15 protein-coding genes and 1 pseudogene are annotated in these 17,632 nt (G+C 62.3%); 9 read left to right on the top strand and 7 right to left on the bottom strand.

Annotated elements, in window-relative coordinates:
* From AC6LJW_RS19575 to AC6LJW_RS19560, 4 genes are all read left to right on the top strand, one after another.
* The coding region (locus AC6LJW_RS19575; protein WP_498088047.1) for a hypothetical protein at window positions 1-1,092 on the top strand (1,092 nt) is incomplete at its 5' end.
* Between the two features lie 510 nt (window positions 1,093-1,602).
* Window positions 1,603-2,913 carry a DUF1254 domain-containing protein gene (locus tag AC6LJW_RS19570; RefSeq protein ID WP_498088046.1) on the top strand — a complete coding sequence of 437 codons (1,311 nt, stop codon included), beginning with the start codon at window positions 1,603-1,605 and terminating at the stop codon, window positions 2,911-2,913.
* A 114-nt stretch (window positions 2,914-3,027) separates the two neighbouring features.
* On the top strand, window positions 3,028-4,485 hold the full coding sequence (locus AC6LJW_RS19565) for a DUF1254 domain-containing protein (RefSeq protein ID WP_498088045.1): 1,458 nt from the start codon (window positions 3,028-3,030) through the stop codon (window positions 4,483-4,485).
* Window positions 4,486-4,610: 125 nt separating this feature from the next.
* On the top strand, window positions 4,611-5,390 hold the full coding sequence (locus AC6LJW_RS19560; protein WP_498088044.1) for a hypothetical protein: 780 nt from the start codon (window positions 4,611-4,613) through the stop codon (window positions 5,388-5,390).
* A gap of 236 nt (window positions 5,391-5,626) precedes the next feature.
* Here AC6LJW_RS19560 and AC6LJW_RS19555 read toward each other — a convergent pair whose 3' ends face one another.
* Window positions 5,627-6,265 carry a TetR/AcrR family transcriptional regulator gene (locus AC6LJW_RS19555; protein WP_498088043.1) on the bottom strand — a complete coding sequence of 213 codons (639 nt, stop codon included), beginning with the start codon at window positions 6,263-6,265 and terminating at the stop codon, window positions 5,627-5,629.
* Window positions 6,266-6,451: 186 nt separating this feature from the next.
* Between AC6LJW_RS19555 and AC6LJW_RS19550 the strand changes: the two genes are divergently transcribed.
* Window positions 6,452-7,345 carry an NAD(P)/FAD-dependent oxidoreductase gene (locus AC6LJW_RS19550; RefSeq protein WP_498088042.1) on the top strand — a complete coding sequence of 298 codons (894 nt, stop codon included), beginning with the start codon at window positions 6,452-6,454 and terminating at the stop codon, window positions 7,343-7,345.
* Window positions 7,346-7,441: 96 nt separating this feature from the next.
* Entirely contained in the window at window positions 7,442-8,305 is an 864-nt protein-coding gene (locus AC6LJW_RS19545) for a class I SAM-dependent methyltransferase (RefSeq protein ID WP_498088041.1), read from the top strand.
* A 305-nt stretch (window positions 8,306-8,610) separates the two neighbouring features.
* On the opposite strand, the gene AC6LJW_RS19540 is transcribed toward AC6LJW_RS19545, so the two are convergent.
* Both AC6LJW_RS19540 and AC6LJW_RS19535 read right to left on the bottom strand, forming a co-directional pair.
* On the bottom strand, window positions 8,611-9,627 hold the full coding sequence (locus AC6LJW_RS19540; RefSeq protein ID WP_498088040.1) for a DUF2332 domain-containing protein: 1,017 nt from the start codon (window positions 9,625-9,627) through the stop codon (window positions 8,611-8,613).
* Between the two features lie 66 nt (window positions 9,628-9,693).
* Window positions 9,694-10,320 (bottom strand): annotated as a pseudogene (locus AC6LJW_RS19535) (tyrosine-type recombinase/integrase).
* 394 nt (window positions 10,321-10,714) lie between these two features.
* Between AC6LJW_RS19535 and AC6LJW_RS19530 the strand changes: the two are divergent.
* Window positions 10,715-11,071, top strand: coding sequence for a hypothetical protein (locus AC6LJW_RS19530; RefSeq protein ID WP_082579023.1), 357 nt, complete (start codon window positions 10,715-10,717; stop codon window positions 11,069-11,071).
* On the opposite strand, the gene AC6LJW_RS19525 is transcribed toward AC6LJW_RS19530, so the two are convergent.
* Complete coding sequence (locus AC6LJW_RS19525) at window positions 11,010-12,242, bottom strand: GGDEF domain-containing protein (RefSeq protein WP_498088039.1); 1,233 nt, start codon at window positions 12,240-12,242, stop codon at window positions 11,010-11,012. The two genes, AC6LJW_RS19530 and AC6LJW_RS19525, sit on opposite strands and share 62 nt — an antisense overlap.
* Before the next feature lie 256 nt (window positions 12,243-12,498).
* On the opposite strand from AC6LJW_RS19525, the gene AC6LJW_RS19520 reads away from it, so the two are divergent.
* A complete protein-coding gene (locus tag AC6LJW_RS19520) occupies window positions 12,499-13,014 on the top strand; it encodes an O-acetyl-ADP-ribose deacetylase (protein WP_056569872.1) in 516 nt (171 codons plus the stop codon).
* On the opposite strand, the gene AC6LJW_RS19515 is transcribed toward AC6LJW_RS19520, so the two are convergent.
* Complete coding sequence (locus tag AC6LJW_RS19515; RefSeq protein WP_498088050.1) at window positions 13,011-13,640, bottom strand: class I SAM-dependent DNA methyltransferase; 630 nt, start codon at window positions 13,638-13,640, stop codon at window positions 13,011-13,013. The genes AC6LJW_RS19520 and AC6LJW_RS19515 overlap by 4 nt on opposite strands.
* 100 nt (window positions 13,641-13,740) lie before the next feature.
* Window positions 13,741-14,646, bottom strand: a complete 906-nt coding sequence (locus AC6LJW_RS19510; RefSeq protein WP_056569870.1) for a LysR family transcriptional regulator — start codon at window positions 14,644-14,646, stop codon at window positions 13,741-13,743.
* 108 nt (window positions 14,647-14,754) lie between these two features.
* On the opposite strand from AC6LJW_RS19510, the gene AC6LJW_RS19505 reads away from it, so the two are divergent.
* Window positions 14,755-15,645, top strand: a complete 891-nt coding sequence (locus tag AC6LJW_RS19505) for an aldo/keto reductase family oxidoreductase (RefSeq protein WP_427985322.1) — start codon at window positions 14,755-14,757, stop codon at window positions 15,643-15,645.
* Window positions 15,646-15,738: 93 nt separating this feature from the next.
* Here AC6LJW_RS19505 and AC6LJW_RS19500 read toward each other — a convergent pair whose 3' ends face one another.
* Window positions 15,739-17,595: a phosphoenolpyruvate carboxykinase (GTP) gene (locus tag AC6LJW_RS19500; RefSeq protein ID WP_498088038.1), complete on the bottom strand. Its 1,857-nt coding sequence runs from the start codon at window positions 17,593-17,595 to the stop codon at window positions 15,739-15,741.
* Window positions 17,596-17,632 lie beyond the last annotated feature (37 nt).

Raw genomic sequence — 17,632 nt, 5'->3', positions numbered from 1 at the left:
CCCGCGGTCGCGTTTTGGGAGCAAGCAACTGCTGCCGCATGTCTTGCGGTAGTGACATGCTATGGTCGATCCCTGATTCCTTCCGCTGCTGTTATCTCTCGACCCCTTCATACGTTGATGACCGCTCCCGCCCGCTCCCCCTACTCTCTCGCTTGGCGTCTGGCATTGGCAGCCATCATCGTGCGCGTGGCGTTCGCCGCGCTGGTGCAAGGCTACACGCTGGTTGGACTGCCAGAGTCCGCGCAACTTCGCGAGACATTCAGCCTGCCGCAGTACCTGGTGCCATTCCTGGCAAACCTTGCGGCCTCATCCATTTTTGTCGGCCTGACCGTATGGAGCACCACGCATCGCTGGCTGCGCCAGCACAACACGCACGCCGTGGAGGCGCCGCGCAAACTTTTCGGCATCGTCATGATCTTGACGCTGGTGTCCTCGCTGGCCGTGTCGGCGCTGATGATTTATCTGCAAAGCATGCTGGTGCTGTACGCCGTGCAGCACGCCGGCGCGGCCAACCACGCCCTGACGATGAGCCTGCTCCTCGGCGCCTTGGCCGTTGCCTTGGAAGCCCTGGGCGCGTACCTCGCCGTGCGCATCGCCACGCGAACCGTGCAGCCCGCGAGCGATGCCGGTGGTCCGGCATATGAAACGCGTCACGCGGCCTGGAGTGCGGGGTTGATGATTTTGGGCTGGCAACTCAGTGTGTGCATCGCCATGGGCAGCTACCTGAACGCGCAGTCCCTCACCGTGGGTTGGCTGCAGTATGCGCTGGGTTTCCTGATCCTGCCGGCCCTGCTCCTGCTGCTTTGCACATACGCCTGCCTGAAAATCCTGCCGCGCCCGATCGGCGCCGCGCGTCAAGGGCGTGCGCTGGTCCTCGGCACGGTGGCCTTCTGGCTGGCGCAGGTGCTGGGGGTTGGCCTGGGCTTTCTGGCGATTCGAGCGATGACATGGGACCAACTGATACGCGCCGCGGATTCCAACGTGGTGGCAGTCGTGATGCTGGTCGTGTATGCCGCGTTGCTGGTGCTGGGCTGCTGGGTTGGGAAGCTGGCGCTTTATGGTGCTTCGAAAAGGCTTGTACCAGCTGGCTGAGCGCGTCGTGCGAAGAATGCCGACGCCGCTCAGAGTTGCCCTTGTCTAGTCCGCGTGGAAACTTCCCAGGATCCCGTCGATGGCGGGCAACGACCGGTTGTACAGGGCAGCCGCTTATCGAAAAGAAGGCGAAAGCCGCCGCTCCATGCGTCCTTTCGCGAGCGGTGCTGCGCGACTACCTCTCCGTATGACCAATCGTGATAATCTGACTCGCGATTTTCTCTCGATGCATTCGCAGTTGGCACGTTCAAGTGACTTATCAATATTCGTTGTTAAGGAACCCGTATGGCGCTCAAGGCAATTTGCTCGACATTGGCAGTGGCTTCCCTCATCGCAGGTTGCGGTACGCCGCCTTCTCAGAAATCCTCCCGGTACGACCAGCTTTCGCAAATTCCCCTGCAAGAGGGGTATCTTTCCAAAGCGGATTCCGCAACGCTCAAAGACGAATTGCTCTTTCAACGCGCCGTCCAGAGCTACCTGTGGGCACAACCGGCGTTGAACATCTTCGCCATGAAGGAAGGATCCGAACGGCTGTTCGGCAAGGGCTACAACGTCCTTCCGGTGTGGAAGGAACGGCTCAATGCCAATACGCTGGTCACGACGCCGAACTCGGACGTCATCTACGCGATGGGCTACCTGGACCTGAAGCAGGATGGGCCCATGGTCCTGGAGGTGCCACCGGGCCTTCAGGGCATTCTTGACGATTTCTTCCAGCGCCCCATTTGCAATCCGGCGCCCGTCGCAGAAAAAACCTGGTACCCGGCGCCGTACGCCAAGGATGTCTGGTGCGGCGACGTGGGCTTGCCCGGCCCCGACAAGGGCAAGGGCGCTAAGTACCTGGTCATTCCGCCCGATTACCAAGGCGAGATCCCGAAGGGCTACATCGTCTACAAGTCGCGCACCTACAACGTCTTCGTTTTCTGGCGCGCATTCTTCAAAGACCCCGCCAATCTCGGTGACCCGGTGGACCTGGTCACCCGCACCCGAATCTATCCGCTGGGTAAAGAGGCGTCGGCCAAGCCCATGCAGTTTCCGGATGGGTCCAAGGCGACGCCTAACATGCTGTATCCCACCGACGGCTCGGCTTTCGACATGTTGTCGCGGTTCATCGACAGCGAATACGTGGACCCCGTCGACGCCGACATGCGCGGCATGCTCGCCAGCATCGGCATCATCAAGGGCCAGCCGTTCAATCCCGACGCTCACACGCGGGAAATCCTGGACAAGGCCGGCAAGACGGCCTACCGGATTGGCCGCGCGATCGCCTACGATCCTCCGCCCATCGTCCCCAACACGCGCTGGTATCCCGACCGGCAATGGGTGAATCCCTTCCCGGTCAATACCGAATTCACCGGGCCTTCGTTCAAGTACCTGGATCTGCGCACGGGCTTTTTTGCATTGGCGTATTCTGCCAGCCCGGCGATGGCGGTGAACATGGCGGGCATGGGTGCCAAGTATCCCGTCGCCTTCCGGGATGCCGACGGCGATCCGCTGTCGGGCGGCAAGTCCTACCGGCTTCACCTGCCCAAGGACATTCCGGCTGGCATCTTCTGGTCCGTCACGGTGTATCGGCCCGAAACCGCAGCGGGCCTGGCCAATGGGCAGCCGTTCCCGTCCATCAACACCATGGACCGGCCCGACGTGAATCCGGACGGGTCGACAGACATTTATTTCGGCCCCACGGAACCCGCGGGACACGGCAAGAACTGGTTGAAAACCGTACCCGGTTCGGGTTTCTTTGTGATCCTGCGCCTTTATGGGCCGAAGCAGCCGTTCTTCGACCAAAGCTGGAAGCCCGGCGATGTGGAGAAACTGAAGTAGCTAGTCGAAGGCGAGCGCAGGTTTGGCCTGCGCGCGCTGCCCGATCTGTGCAGTTCCCGCCCGTGCCACGCGAAGGTTAGGCGGCCGCACACGCATTCACTCTAGGATGAAACGATGAAACGCACTTTCCTGGCTGCCTTGGGTTTGAGCTTTGCCGCGGGCCTGCCCGTTTATGCCGCGGACCCTGCCGCCGCGCCGCCGACCTATCCTTTCAACAAGGGCTTCCCCACAGAAAAGGCCAGCCAGCGCGCGCGCGACGACGCCGCGTTGCAGCGCGCGGTAGTGGCGTATCGGTTTTGGTATCCCACCGTGTCGGTGGAAGGCATTTTCAATGGCAATCGCGCCGTCGGCATCGAAGACGGCAAGCAGTGGGGCATTGCCGCAACCGGCCCGCGCCAGGTGGGCTTCACGCTCAATTCCGATACGCCGTATGGTTCGGGTGTGCTGGATTTGAAAGATGGCCCGATGGTGATCGAGCTGCCGCCGGGGCCGTTCATCGGTCTGGTAGACGACCACAACCAGGGCTGGGTGCTGGACATGGGGCTGCCCGGTCCCGATGCGGGCAAAGGCGGCAAGCATTTGGTGCTGCCGCCGGGCTACACCGGCAAGATCCCCGAGGGCTACTACGTTGGCCACTCAAAATCCTTCAAGAACCTGGTCGCCGTCCGAGCCTTGCCGGCCGAAGGCGATTTGCAAAAGGCGCTGGACGGCCTGCGCAACATCAAGATCTACCCGCTGGCCAGCGCCGATAACCCACAACCCCTGACTGCCATCGACACGTCCAAAAAGGCGATGGATAGCACGTCGTTGCGCTGGGAAGACAACTTCCAATTCTGGGAGCAGCTTAACGGCATCATCCAGGCCGAAGCGCGCGTTCCCGAGTTTCTGCCCATGTACGGACTGCTGGCGGAACTTGGCATCGAAAAGGGCAAACCTTTCCAACCTGATGCGCGCACCAAAGGCATCTTGACGCGTGCCGCACGCGAGGGCCGCGACCAAATGCTCGTGAGCGCCTTCGCCAGCACTCGCCCAGATCGCAAGAACTGGCCGGATCGTCAATGGGAGTGGGCGGGCCTGGTGCCGACCAACGCGCAATTTGAAACGCCGGCGGGCATCGACCTGGAAGCGCGCGACCGCTGGTTCGCCCAAGCCATCGTGGCGTCGCCCGCCATGTTCCGGCGCGATGCCGGCGCGGGCTCGCTGTACTGGTTGGGCGCGCGCGACAGCAAGGGCGCCTATCTGGATGGCAGCAAGCAATACAAGCTGACGATTCCTCAACCCGTGCCGGGCAAGCTGTTCTGGTCGGTCACGGTGTATGACGCCGCGACGCGTTCGCAAGTCCAGACGGACCAGGACCTGGCGGCCCTGCGCTCGCTGTTCGAACTGAGGGACGTGGACAAGACCAAGCCCGTCGAGTTGTACTTCGGGCCCAAGGCGCCCAAAGGCGGCGAGAACCGCTGGATCAAGACGCCGTCGGGCAAGGGGTGGTTTGCCTACATCCGCATTTACGGTCCTGAAACCGCAGCCTTCGACAAGAGCTGGAAGCCGGGGGATATCGAACAGGTGAAGTGACACCAGTCGAAGGAAGCTTCGGCGCCCTGGCTCCATCCGAGAGCGGGGCGCTGGAACGAGCCCACTCCAACGCCGATAGCCGCAGCGAGCGGGCAGGCGTGGCTCCAATTTCCAGGGAATCACCAATGTGGAAGAAACTAGCCGTGGCGAGCATTGCGTGCAGTGCGAGCCACATCGCCTTTGCGCAGTCGGCCGATGATGCGAACAAGAGCAACAATCCGCTCAATCTGGCCCCGTCGCTCAATTTCCAGAACTATTACACCCCGACGCTGTTCGGCACCAACGCGCACACCAATGATTTTCTCGTGCGCCCCACGATTCCCATTGCACCAGGTGACTTGGTCGGCGTGCCACAGATCCTGCGCATGACCGCGCCTCTCAGTACTCGTCCAGAGGCCGACGGTAGCTACAAGACTGGTTTGGGTGACATCAATCTGTTCGACATCTTTTTGCTCAAGCAGGGCGACGTGGACATCGGCGTCGGGCCTCTAGTGACTCTGCCAACCGCAACCAGCTCTGAACTGGGTGCGGGTAAGTGGTCGGGGGGGCTGGCGGCGGTGGCGGTACATTCCAGCAAGGAAGGCCTTCTCGGCGGGCTGGTGCAGTGGCAACACTCGTTCGCGGGTCAAAGTCAACGCGACACGGTTCATACCGCGACCTTGCAGCCCTTTGTCATTCGCAACCTGCCACAGGGGTGGTACGTGCGGTCGACAGGAACATGGACTTTTGACCTTCAGAAGAACAATTACTACATCCCGGTGGGCCTCGGCGCGGGCAAGGCTTGGCGCGTTGGAAAGAATATCTTCAATGCATTTGTGGAGCCGCAATGGACGGTGGCCCACAAGGGCGAGGGTTTGCCGCAGTTCACGGTCTATGCCGGAATTAACGTTACTTTCGGCAAGTAGCGCTAGAGATCCTCTGGTCTAAGCGACGATGACGGGAACGACCGCGCCTGGCCGCGACCAGTCGTCGACGTCTGGCCGATTTCGACCCGAAGCGGTAGTTCGATGGGAAAAGCTCAATGGCTGCTTCGCAGCGAACTCGGTCGGCGCTCGTCAATGACGCGCAGGCCACGCCGCGCTGCTGTTCAGATTCATCGCCGGCGACGGGTACAACTTTTCACCACGGACGTCGAACTCGGTCACGTCGGTAATCCGCCATGTGCGGCGATGAACATTGCCACAGCCGATCGACAATAGGATTCAATTTCGTGGTCGTCGTCTGCCGTGGCCTCATCGAAGCGAGCGATTGTCAGCAGGTCGGAACCTTTGATGAGCGCGGCGAACAATCGAGCGGACCCGCGAGGATCCGGCACGTTCAGAGCTGCGCTCGCGTGCAACTGACGCAACAGATCTTCGATCTGAGCGATGACGTACGCCGGGCCGGCCTCGTAATGGAGCTTGCTTAACGACCTTTGATTCGTCTTGTCGGCCACGATCATGGCTTCGACATTGCGGACCTCTGGGCTTAAAAGTGTGCGTAGCAGGAATGAACCCACCGCCAGGAGCTGATCCGCCGCCGAACCCTTGACGTTTTCAATAAGCGCCTGAGGTGCAAATTGGTGGCAGTGCGCCGCGATGGCCGCACTGAATAGCGCCTCCTTGTTCTCAAAATGGCGATAGATACTCAGCTTGGATATCTTCGCGCGCTGGGCCACCTTCTCCATGGTTGTCGCTTGAAAGCCTAGTTCGACAAACAGTTGGGTGGCTGCATCCACTATCTTTTGGCCCAGCGCCTCGTTGGCAGGCCGTCCGCGCCGCCCCGGCAATTTTCTTTCCATCACATTATTTCCGGTACTTGACAGTATCTTAAATGGTAATTTAGGATACCTCATGGTATCTGAAACGCGCACGCCGGTGAATAGGCTTCAACTCGGTAGCGGCGTTTTCCGGCACCGCCTCCCGCACTTACGGCTCACAGCGAGTGCAGCCCCAATCCCTTCTATCGAGAACACGGATCCCTCACTATGAATGACGTCATCATCATCGGCGGCAGCTTTGCTGGCCTTGCTGCGGCACTACAACTTGGCCGTGCCCGCCGCACGGTCACCGTGCTCGATACGGGTTTGCCGCGCAATCGCTTTGCCGACCACTCGCATGGCCTGCTCGGCCACGACCACAAGCCCCCGCTCGACATCCTGGCCGAGGCGCGGCAGCAACTGGCGCGCTACCCCACCATCCGGCTGGTCAATGCTCGGGCCGAGAGCGTCTCCGGCGCAATCGATGATTTCTCCGTCCTCACGGGCGAGGGTGAAACCCTCCAGGCGCGCCGGGTAATCCTGAGCTATGGCGTTGCCGATCAGATGCTGGACGTTCCCGGGTTTGCCGACGGGTGGGGCTCTTCCATCGTGCCTTGCCCCTATTGCGATGGCTTCGAGGTCGCCGGCCGGCATTGGGGCTTGATCTGGTCCGGCCCGCCCTCGCACAACTATGTCCGCCTGTATCGCGACTGGACCGACACGCTGACGGTCTTCGCGAATGGGCACGACATCGCACCCGACATCCGGGCCGATTTGGCACGCCGCGGCATTCCTGTGGTCGATGGACGGATCGCCGCAATCAACCATGACGAGAGTCACCGCACCACCGTCCAACTCGGTACCGGCCCCTCGGTCGCGGTGGACATCTTGTTCGCTCACCCGCGCAACCAGCCTTCTGGACGCCTGCATGAAGTGCTGGGCCTCGCCACGGTCGAAACGCCCCAGGGCGTGGCCCTGAAGGTCGACGAGCGCCGTCAGACCAGCACGCCTGGCATCTACGCCGCGGGCGACCTTGCCAACCCCGCCATGCATTCAGTCACCACGGCATCATGGCAAGGGGCGATGGCGGGAATCTTTGCGCAGCAGTCGATGCTTGTTTGAAAGCACGAAATCCATTTTTTCTGTTGCGTCGTCAACGTTGGTAGGTTGGCGAGGAAGGGCGCGATGAAGTACGTATCGACGAGTCAAGGAGATGACATGGCAAAGCAACGTGCCGATCTGGCCGCGGACTGGGGCGGTGAAAGCGGAGAGCGTTGGGTGGCCAACCAGGCCCGGCTCGACGCCATGGTCGCGGTCTTCGGCCAGGCTGCGATAGAAGCCGCCGCGCCCTCGACGGGAGAGCGCGTGCTAGACATCGGCTGCGGCGCGGGCGCGTCGAGCCGGGCTCTCGCAGCGCGTGTCGGGGCAGTGGGTCAAGTGCTGGGCGTGGACATATCCGAGCCGCTGATCACTCGAGCGCGCGCGCTTGCGCAACCGGATACGCCGGCCCTCTTTCAGGTGGCCGACGCCAGCAGTGCAGAGCTGCCCAGGGGCGCCTTCGACCTTCTTTTCTCGCGTTTCGGAGTAATGTTCTTCGACGATCCAATAGCGGCGTTTGCCCACATGCGACGCGCGCTCCGGCCTGGTGGAAGAGTCGCTTTCGTTTGCTGGCGTGCCGCGGCGGCGAACGAATGGGTGTACCTGCCGATGGCCGCGCTCAAGGGTATCGTCCCGCCGAGCGAGCCGCCCGAACCAGATGCGCCCGGCCCATTTTCGTTCGGCGACCGGGCGCGCGTGGCACAAATTCTGACAGCAGCCGGCTTCTCGGACATTGGGTTTGCTCCCTTCGACGCTGCCGTTCCGTTCGGTGAAGGCAAGACTCGGGACACAGCGATCGACGACGCAGTGAAGATGACACTTGAGGTCGGGCCGTTGTCGCGTGCTCTCGCTGACCAGCCTGACGAAACACGCGGGCGCGCCTCGGCGGCAGTTCGTGCCGCCTTTGCCGGGCTCCCCGGCGAGCGGTCGGTGATGATCAACGGGGCTGCGTGGATCGTCTCGGCACGCAATCCGGTAAGTTAACAGGTGACGTGGGGCCGGTGTGTCAGAACCGACATTTCATTTCGCAACTCGGTCAGATTGAACCCCGGAGGCACGAACGTAGTGACCGACTTTTGTTCAATTTTCTTGGGTTGAAGGCGTGAAGTCCAGGGTGCGACCGACTTTATTTCCAGTTTTCAGATCCAAGGCCTGCTCAAGCGGGCCTTGGATCTGCAACAGACTGCCTTTAAGGCCGCCCCGTCATAACCCGCGTTCTGCGCTTGGCCGGCGCCGCGTTCACATTCACGGCGAAGATCCCGACGGTGGGTAGCAAAGAAAGTGCTGATTCACAGCCATTGCAGCGCGGCACCATGCGGATCCGTCCAGGCCAACGCATGGCCGTCGGCACATAGCAGGAACATGCCGGACCGTTGCGGCGTGGCGGCGGGCAAGAACTGTGGAAATACCAATGGACTTTCGTTGCTGATCCAGACACAACGCGAGGCCAACATGTTGCGCGCAAATTCCTTGCGCAGTGCCTGGTCCGAAACATAGTTCAGGACAGCGGAGTGATACACAACCACGGTTGCTTCCGCCGGCGCCTGTTCAATTAAGCATGCAAAGTCCCGCAGCAGATCGCCTCGGACGATTTGAGGCGGCTCGCGTCTGCTGATCCGCAGCGCAGACTGAAGGCGTGCCAGCCGACAGCTATCCTCGGGCCACACCAAGTCTTCAAGCCACTTCCTATCCTCGTCGCAGTGAACGTCGATTGGGCTCAAATCCAGTCCAGCCCTCCACACAATTTCAGGATAGGTTTGGGGGAGCGGGCCCGTGCCGGTGACCTCACATGGGAATACCGGATAGTCCGAATCGTCTCGACACGGAACCAGGCGTTGGGAACCCCAGTCGTAGCCGTATTTGTCCATCAGCAGGCACAGCCCTGCAGAGGCCCCCACTTCGATGAGCGCTATCTTGCCCGCGATCGAAGCGAGAGCGGGCAACAATGCCGCACAGCGCCCTGGTTCGTTAGTCTGCGTGGAACGAGCCTGCATAAGAGCCCGGATGGCGTCGCCATGTTGCGCCAAGCCTGCATCGAATTCCGCAGTCGATGTGGGCGCGCCTACGGTATGCCGGAACGCTGCAAACAGCAGATTTGGTTGCTGCTTATCTACAGGTAGACCCTGTAAAAACGCCAGTGCATCAAACGAATTCGCGACATGCAACGCCCATTTTTCATACAACGGCGAGCGACCCGCCGCCTCGACTTTTGCAAACCTCAAATAACGGTCAGCAATTCGATCCATGCCATCTCCCATTTCGCAGATGAGTCCTGGCTGATTGGCATCGCTCGCGGCGTCAGTCATGCCACTAAGCAGCCGCCAGCTGTTGCAAATTGACGTTGCATTATGACCGCTACTGGCCGTGATGCATCAAACTTCGGTTTGTTCAGCCATCTCAAGACCATCGTCTACCTCGATGCCTAGGTAGCGAACTGTGCGTTCCAGTTTGGTATGCCCAAGCAGCAGCTGTACAGCCCGAAGATTCTTTGTCCGGCGGTAGATCAGCGAGGCTTCTGTACGGCGCATAGGGTGGGTTCCATATGCGCTGTCGTCTAGGCCAATCGATGCGACCCAGCGATGCACAATCTGGGCGTACTGCCGCGTCGACAGATGCCGCGACGTATGCAACCGGCTCGGAAACAGAAAATTCGCCGCCTTTAGCCCTCGCGTTTCAATCCATGCTTCAAGGCTCTCACGGGATTGCTCCGTAATTTCGAATTGGACCGGACGCTGGGTCTTCTGTTGCATGACGGTAGCTCACGCGGCTACGTGGCTTCCGTGACGGATGTCATGTAGCTGCAATCGCGTGAGATCGCATACTCGAAGCTTGCTATCAATTGCGAGATTGAACAGCGCGAGTTCCCGGATGTTCGATACCATCTGAAGTCTCATTCGGATTGCCCAAATTTCTCGGAGCTTTAGGGGCGGCTTCTGCCCGATGAGCTTTCCCTTGTTCCATGGCGCACGACGGTCAACGGCGGCGTTTGCGGACTCCATGACAATCTCCTTTTCAGTAACCCAGCACTACTCTGAAACCTCCAGGGTCTTCAATCACCATGGGAGCTTTTCATAAAGAAGTCCATCTCCCCCTGTGCAGTGGTTCTCCATTCCGGATTCTGCCTGTCCGCCGTGGCGCAACCGTGGCGCCGCTAAAGGGCCTTCGCCGGATACCAGCCGGAAAGACATCCCCGCCTGCCAGGCGCAGGCGGGCAGCTGCTAGCAAGGCGACAAGGCACAGGGCTGCGACACGGCGAGGTCAACAGCCCCAGTGCGCTGCGTTATCAGCCATAATCAGTTCAACCTCGCCCCGCGCGAAGGCAGGAGTTCCGCTTTCGCTCCCACATGAACCGGTAGCGGGTGGGCCGTAGCGTACTCAGTGCGGAGTATCTCGATGATGACACCGGAAACGCCAGACGACGATTTGGTACGGACCCGCAGCCACAGGTCACGCGAACTACCCCAGGGCTTTCGGGCTGGATTGATTACGGCCATCACGGTATTGCTGGGCTTTTCGCTGGGTTTCCTGCGTTACTGGGGCTTTGACGCGCCGGGCAATTGGAGCGCGCTATCCGTGCTGCCGGGCGTGTCCTTGTTGGTCGCCATCCTGCTGCAGATAATTGCTCTTTGCCGCGCCTTGCGTTTGGAGGATGAAGCCGAGGATGAATACCGGAAAACCGTGCGATGGTTTATCGCGTCGGCCATACTGCTGTTGCTGGGTCTGACAGCGGCATTGTGGGAGGCGGCGTGATTAGAGAGGGATTGGAGCCGCCCACTTCCACCCGATTCCGCCCTCCCGCCTTTCCTCGATAAAGCGCCCCATCCGCCTCTCGGAGCGCCTCCTCCAAACCATCCGCGCCATAAAACCGCGACGAAACGCCGATCGTAACCGTGCAGCGCAGTGGCTCATCGGCCCCGGTGACGTGGATCGGCTGGCTTTCGATGCTGGCGCGCAGCCGCTCCGCAAGAACCATCACATCCGCCACTTTCGATTCAAGAAGCACGGCGACAAATTCCTCTCCGCCGGTGCGGCCGGTCAGATCGCCACGCCGTACACCGGCACGTAGCAGCCCCGCCACATGGCAGATCACCTCATCCCCAGCCTGATGGCCGTAGCTGTCATTGATCCGTTTGAAATGGTCGACGTCCAACACCAGCAAATAGGCGGGCACCGCATTCCGGCCGTTGAAATACTGGGTCAGTGCGTCTGACAACCCCCTGCGATTGAGCAGATCTGTCATCGGATCGCGCGCCGCCATATTGCGCAAACTATCCGTCAGCCGGCGCAGCACGAGCCAGACGATGGAAGGCGGCACGATGGTGGCCAGCGTCGACATGTAGATGTAGAAGATCATCTGGAAGCGGCTATCCATGTGCAGCGCGTCCAGGCCGCCCTCCATGATTTTCAGGAACTTTATCGCGTTCAGCACGCAGATTCCGCCGATCAGGCAGGCGAAGAAGATCATCTCTGCGCGCAAGTCCTTGGCGAACGAGCGCGTGCCGCAAAGCACGGTGACCGACATGGCGAAGAAAAGCAGCGTCGCCGACGACGCGAGCATGGCGTAGCGGGCTTCTGGTCCCATCTGGCTTTGCACCCACCACTGCGCCGAGGCATAGGCGATACAGAACACTGTCAACGGCAGCCACATGCGCACCTGACGGCCAAAAAATCGCATGGCGCCCAGCAGGTAGGCGATTGGGGCGGCAAGCGTGAGGCAGTGATTGACGACGCTCATCAGGCTCCAGGCGGGTCCGCCTTCGACCAGTTGCAGGATGTAGGCTGCCGCCAGCAGCAGATTGCCGACGGCAAAGACGTCCATCCCCATCCTGTTGCCAGGCAGGCGACGGCTGATAAGCAGGAACATGCCGGAAAAGCACAGCAGGTGTGCGCACAGCATGCCAACGAGCGTGGAGGCAACCATGAGAGGGACGTCGAGAGGGAAAGCGGATTTCCTGCGCCGGCGCCACGGGGCTGTGGTCAGCGATGGATACCCAGCGACCTGCGTAGGCGGCGCTCATTGTAGTCGGCGCCTATTGCCGGCGGGAGATGGGCCGCAAGCGCGCAGAATTGGCGATAAAGTAGCCATCAGACACGCCGATGCGGCAGGTGTGCCGGCCGTGGCCCAGGTGAATGGCGGCGGGATAATGCCGCCCCATCCCGTCATGAGGAAAGATCAAATGCCCACCACATTGCGAGCAATCCGCTCGGACATTACCAAGCTGCAAGTGGACGCGATCGTCAATGCCGCCAATTCATCATTGCTGGGCGGTGGCGGCGTGGATGGCGCGATTCATCGTGCCGCGGGACCGGATCTTGTGCACGAGTGCCGGTTGCTTGGCGGCTGCAAGACGGGCGATGCGAAGGTGACCGGCGCGTATCGTCTGCCCGCGCGCTTCATCATTCACACGGTGGGGCCCGTGTGGCGAGGCGGAGAGAACGGAGAGCCGGCGCTGCTGGCCAGCTGCTATCGTCGTTGCATTACGCTGGCGGAAGATAAAGGTGTGGCTTCAATTGCGTTTCCGAGCATCAGCACCGGCATCTATGGCTATCCCATTGATTCGGCGGCGCAGGTCGCGGTCGATACCGTCCGCGAAAGCCTGTCGAAGGAATCGTCAATTCGAGAGGTCATCTTCTGCTGCTTTTCGGACGCAGACTTGGATCACTATGAGCGCATTACGATCCCGCCGCCCTAATCCCGCCGCCGCCACACACTAGCCAGCCACGGCTGTTGCTCGCGGGGCAATCCGTCGGGCCGGTAGTAATGCTCAAGCTCCTCGAATCCGGCGGCCTGCAACAGCGCGCGCCAGCCTTCAAGATCGTGATATGCCCCATAGCGCCCGCGATTCCACCCTTCCTGGTTGCCACCCCGGGGATTGGAACTGAACAACACTCCGCGTGGCCGCAGCGCAGCCCGCAGTTCCTTGAGCACGCGCGGCAGCTCCTGCCCCGGCACATGAAACAGCACGGCGTTGGCGAAGATGCCATCAAATCGCGCACTGGGCAGTTGGAGCCGCAGGAAGTCCTGCTCCCAGACCTCGCACCCGCTTGCCGCGCGCGCCATTTCCACGAAGCGCGGCGTGCCGTCCACGCCCACGGGCCGATGCGCCATCGCCAGGAACGTTTTCAAATCGCGCCCCGGCCCGCACCCCAGATCCAGGATGTCGTAGGGCGGCTCGCCGTCGATGTGCCGCAGCAAGGCGGCGATGTTCTGGCTGACATCGTGGTCCCGCGTGCCGGCCTGGAAGGAATCGGCGTTCTCTTCGTAGTGGGCGAGCGTCAGGGACGTGATCTTGGCGAGGTCTTCGGGATCCAGGTGCATCAGGCGATTGTGCATCAAACGGCGCGGGCCGGCGAGGCGATGCGCGGCGCTGAGGGAAGCGTCCGCGCCTGGCGCTCCAGCGCAAGGCCGCGCCTGACACTCAGGGAACCGGCCGCGTCTTGATGAACTCGATCAGCGCCTTCAGTGGCGACGGCACCAAGCGTCGTCCCGAGTAATACAGAAACGGCCCCGAAAACTGCGGCCACCAGGGTTCCAGCACCGGCTCCAGCGCCCCGCTATCAAAGTGCGGCCGAAGCCAGTCTTCGAACAGGTACATGACGCCCGAACCCGCGATGGCTGCGTCCACCGCGAGGTCGACGGCGCCGCCAATCTGCACCACCAACGGACCTGACGCATCGATGCGCACCGTTTCCCCGCCCCGCTCGAATTCCCAGGCCGGCATCGAGCCGCTGGGAAAGCGGCCGCGCAGGCAGGCGTGGTGCATCAGGTCTTCGGGATGCGCGGGCCGCCCCCGCCTGTCCAGGTATTCAGGCGACGCGCCGGCAGCAAAACGCTGCACGCGCGGACCGATGGGCACGGCGATCATGTCCTGTTCCAGGCGGTCGTCGTAGCGGATGCCTGCGTCGCAGCCGGCAGCCAGCACATCGACGAAGCTCTCTTCAGCCACGACCTCCAGGCGGATGTCGGGATAGGCCGCCAAAAAACCGGGAACGATGGACGGCAGCACCAGCTTGGCCGCGCTGAGCGGCACGTTGAGCCGCAGCGTGCCCGCCGGCTTGTCGCGAAAGCCATTGACGGCGTCCAGCGCCGCTTCCACTTCGGTCAGCGCGGGCGCCAGCCTTTCCAGCAACTCCTGGCCGGCCTGCGTTAGCGCGACGGAGCGCGTCGTACGGTTGAAAAGCCGCACGCCAAGCTGCGCCTCCAGGCGGCGCACGGTGTCGCTCAGGCGTGACGCGCTGGTGCCGGCGGTCCGGGCCGCTTCGCGGAACCCTCGCGCGCGCGCCACCGCGACAAAGGCATTGAGGTCATCGAGGTCGGTCGCCATTGTGCATTTTTCCGTACAAGCCGTGCAGATTGTATTGACTTATCAGCAAGTGGCGGAAGCTCTATCGTTTGCCCATTCCCACTTCTTTTCCGCAACAAGGAACCCGACATGACCCAACTTGCAGACAGCGGCACCTACTCCCTCGGCGCACGCCAGGTTTATCGCCTTGGCTACGGCGCCATGCAGCTCGCCGGGCCGGGCGTCTTTGGTCCGCCGAAGGACCGCGACGCGGCGCTTGCCGTTCTGCGTGACGCCGTGGCCGCGGGCGTGAACCACATCGACACCAGCGACTTCTACGGCCCGCACATCACCAACCAACTGATTCGGGAAGCGCTTGCCCCCTATTCCGACGATCTGGTGATCGTGACCAAGGTGGGCGCGGTGCGCGGCGACGACGCCTCGTGGAATCCCGCGTTCTCGGCCGAACAGCTGACTCGCGCGGTGCACGACAACCTGCGCAACCTGGGCCGGGACGTGCTGGACGTGGTCAACCTGCGCGCCATGTTCGACGTCCATGGCCCGGCGGAAGGCTCCATCGCGGAACCGCTGTCCGTGCTGGCCGGGCTGCAGCAGCAAGGGCTGATCCGGCACATCGGGCTGAGCAACGTGACGGCCACGCAAGTGCAAGAGGGCCGCGGCATCTGCGACATCGTCTGCGTGCAGAACCAGTACAACGTCGCTCACCGGGCCGACGACGCCCTGATCGACGACCTGGCCCGCGAAGGAATCGCCTACGTGCCATTCTTTCCGCTGGGCGGGTTCAGCCCGTTGCAGTCGTCCATCTTGAACGACGCGGCTGCGCGGATCGGCGCAACACCGATGCAGACGGCGCTGGCCTGGCTGCTGCGCCGATCGCCGAACATCCTGCTGATTCCCGGCACGTCTTCGCAGAAACACCTGAAGGAGAACCTGGCGGCGGCGACGCTGCACTTGCCGGATGACGTGGCCAAGGCGCTGGACGGCATCGCGGGCAGCAGGACGGAGTCAACCCCGGCCTGAAAACCGGGCAAGCCGGCGCCATCCGCCGGCGGCAATAAAAAACCCGCCTGCGTGACAGCAGGCGGGTTCGATCAATCAGCGCACCCAGTAGCGTCAAGCCGCCAGACGGCCCTCGATCGCGGTCTTGGTGGTGCGCAGTTCCTCGGGCAGGCCTTGCGACAGCTGGCCGAAGAGCTCATGGTGCAGCGCCAGCTCCTCGCGCCAGGCGTTCTCGTCCACCGACATGACCTGCTCGAACTTGTCCGGGCTGAACTCCAGGCCGGTCCAGTCGATGTCCTGATAGCTGGGCGACACGCCAAACACCTGATCCACGCCCTTGGACTGGCCGTCGATGCGGCCCAGCATCCAGCGCAGCACGCGCATGTTGTCGCCAAAGCCAGGCCAGACGAACTTGCCATCCGGGCCCTTGCGGAACCAGTTGACGCAGTAGATGCGCGGCAGGGTCGCGCCGGCGGCTTCGAGCTGCTTGCCCAGCTTGAGCCAATGGCCGAAGTAGTCGCTCATGTTGTAGCCGCAGAACGGCAGCATGGCGAACGGGTCACGGCGCACCACGCCTTGCTGGCCGGCGGCGGCGGCGGTGGTTTCGGAGCCCATGGTGGCGGCCATGTAGACGCCTTCGACCCAGTTGCGGGCCTCGGTGACGAGCGGCACGGTGGTAGAGCGGCGGCCGCCAAAGATGAAGGCGTCGATGACCACGCCCTTGGGGTTTTCCCATTCGGGATCAATGGACGGGCACTGCGCGGCGGGCGCGGTGAAGCGCGCGTTCGGATGCGCGGCCTTGCGGCCGGTTTCGCGCGCGATTTCAGGCGTCCAGTCCTTGCCCTGCCAATCGACCAGGTGCGCCGGCGGCGTGCTGGTCATGCCTTCCCACCAGACGTCGCCGTCGTCGGTCAGCGCGACGTTGGTGAAGATGACGTTGGCCTTGAGCGTGGCCATGGCGTTGAAGTTGGTCTGCTCGCTGGTGCCCGGGGCCACGCCGAAATAGCCGGCCTCGGGGTTGATGGCGTGCAGCCGGCCGTCCGGGCCGGGCTTGATCCAGGCGATGTCGTCGCCGATGGTGGTGACCTTCCAGCCGTCCATGCCTTGCGGCGGGATCAGCATGGCGAAGTTGGTCTTGCCGCACGCCGACGGGAAGGCGGCGGCGACGTGGTACTTGCGGCCCTTGGGCGAGGTCACGCCCAGGATCAGCATGTGTTCGGCCAGCCAGCCCTGATCGCGGCCCATGGTGGACGCGATGCGCAGCGCGAAGCACTTTTTGCCCAGCAGCGCGTTGCCGCCGTAGCCGGAGCCGTAGCTCCAGATTTCGCGAGTCTTGGGGAAATGGACGATGTACTTGGTGGGGTTGCACGGCCAGGCCACGTCGGCTTCGCCAGCGGCCAGCGGCTTGCCGACCGAGTGCAGGCACGGCACGAAGTCGCCATCGGTGCCCAGCACGTCATAAACCTGCTTGCCCATGCGCGTCATGATGCGCATGTTAACGGCCACGTACGGGCTATCGGACAGTTCGACGCCGATGTGGGCGATGTCCGAACCCAGCGGGCCCATCGAGAACGGCACCACGTACAGCGTGCGGCCGCGCATGGCGCCGTCGAACAGGCCGTTGAGCGTGTCGCGCATTTCAGCGGGATCGGCCCAGTTGTTGGTGGGGCCGGCGTCTTCGGCGCGGTCGGAACAGATGAAGGTGCGGTCTTCGACCCGGGCCACGTCGGACGGATCGGACCACGCGAGATAGGAATTGGGGCGCTTGGCGGGGTTGAGCCGGCGCAGGGTGCCGGCCTGGACCATCTGTTCGCACAGGCGGTCGTACTCTTCTTGCGAGCCATCGCACCAGACCACGCGATCGGGTTTGGCCAGCGCGACAAAACTGGCGACCCAGTCGATCAGTCCGCGGTGCTTGACGTACTCGGGTACGTTCAAGGCTGCCAATCCCCCGTCCAAAGGCTTATTCATTGGGGCTATCTCCATACTATGGCTAAAGGTGATACGG

It is taken from the genome of Achromobacter sp. 1012554356, assembly GCF_059760815.1.
This window is presented reverse-complemented; position numbering and strand designations above follow the sequence as displayed.

Bases quoted from the DNA above. Each gene is read 5' to 3' on its own strand.
- AC6LJW_RS19545 (WP_498088041.1), top strand. From the start codon at position 7,442: ATGGCAAAGCAACGTGCCGATCTGGCCGCGGACTGGGGCGGTGAAAGC.
- AC6LJW_RS19500 (WP_498088038.1), bottom strand. From the start codon at position 17,595: ATGAATAAGCCTTTGGACGGGGGATTGGCAGCCTTGAACGTACCCGAG.
- AC6LJW_RS19515 (WP_498088050.1), bottom strand. From the start codon at position 13,640: ATGCACCTGGATCCCGAAGACCTCGCCAAGATCACGTCCCTGACGCTC.
- AC6LJW_RS19520 (WP_056569872.1), top strand. From the start codon at position 12,499: ATGCCCACCACATTGCGAGCAATCCGCTCGGACATTACCAAGCTGCAA.
- AC6LJW_RS19510 (WP_056569870.1), bottom strand. From the start codon at position 14,646: ATGGCGACCGACCTCGATGACCTCAATGCCTTTGTCGCGGTGGCGCGC.
- AC6LJW_RS19560 (WP_498088044.1), top strand. From the start codon at position 4,611: ATGTGGAAGAAACTAGCCGTGGCGAGCATTGCGTGCAGTGCGAGCCAC.
- AC6LJW_RS19540 (WP_498088040.1), bottom strand. From the start codon at position 9,627: ATGACTGACGCCGCGAGCGATGCCAATCAGCCAGGACTCATCTGCGAA.
- AC6LJW_RS19530 (WP_082579023.1), top strand. From the start codon at position 10,715: ATGATGACACCGGAAACGCCAGACGACGATTTGGTACGGACCCGCAGC.
- AC6LJW_RS19565 (WP_498088045.1), top strand. From the start codon at position 3,028: ATGAAACGCACTTTCCTGGCTGCCTTGGGTTTGAGCTTTGCCGCGGGC.
- AC6LJW_RS19570 (WP_498088046.1), top strand. From the start codon at position 1,603: ATGAAGGAAGGATCCGAACGGCTGTTCGGCAAGGGCTACAACGTCCTT.
- AC6LJW_RS19505 (WP_427985322.1), top strand. From the start codon at position 14,755: ATGACCCAACTTGCAGACAGCGGCACCTACTCCCTCGGCGCACGCCAG.
- AC6LJW_RS19550 (WP_498088042.1), top strand. From the start codon at position 6,452: ATGAATGACGTCATCATCATCGGCGGCAGCTTTGCTGGCCTTGCTGCG.
- AC6LJW_RS19555 (WP_498088043.1), bottom strand. From the start codon at position 6,265: ATGGAAAGAAAATTGCCGGGGCGGCGCGGACGGCCTGCCAACGAGGCG.
- AC6LJW_RS19525 (WP_498088039.1), bottom strand. From the start codon at position 12,242: ATGGTTGCCTCCACGCTCGTTGGCATGCTGTGCGCACACCTGCTGTGC.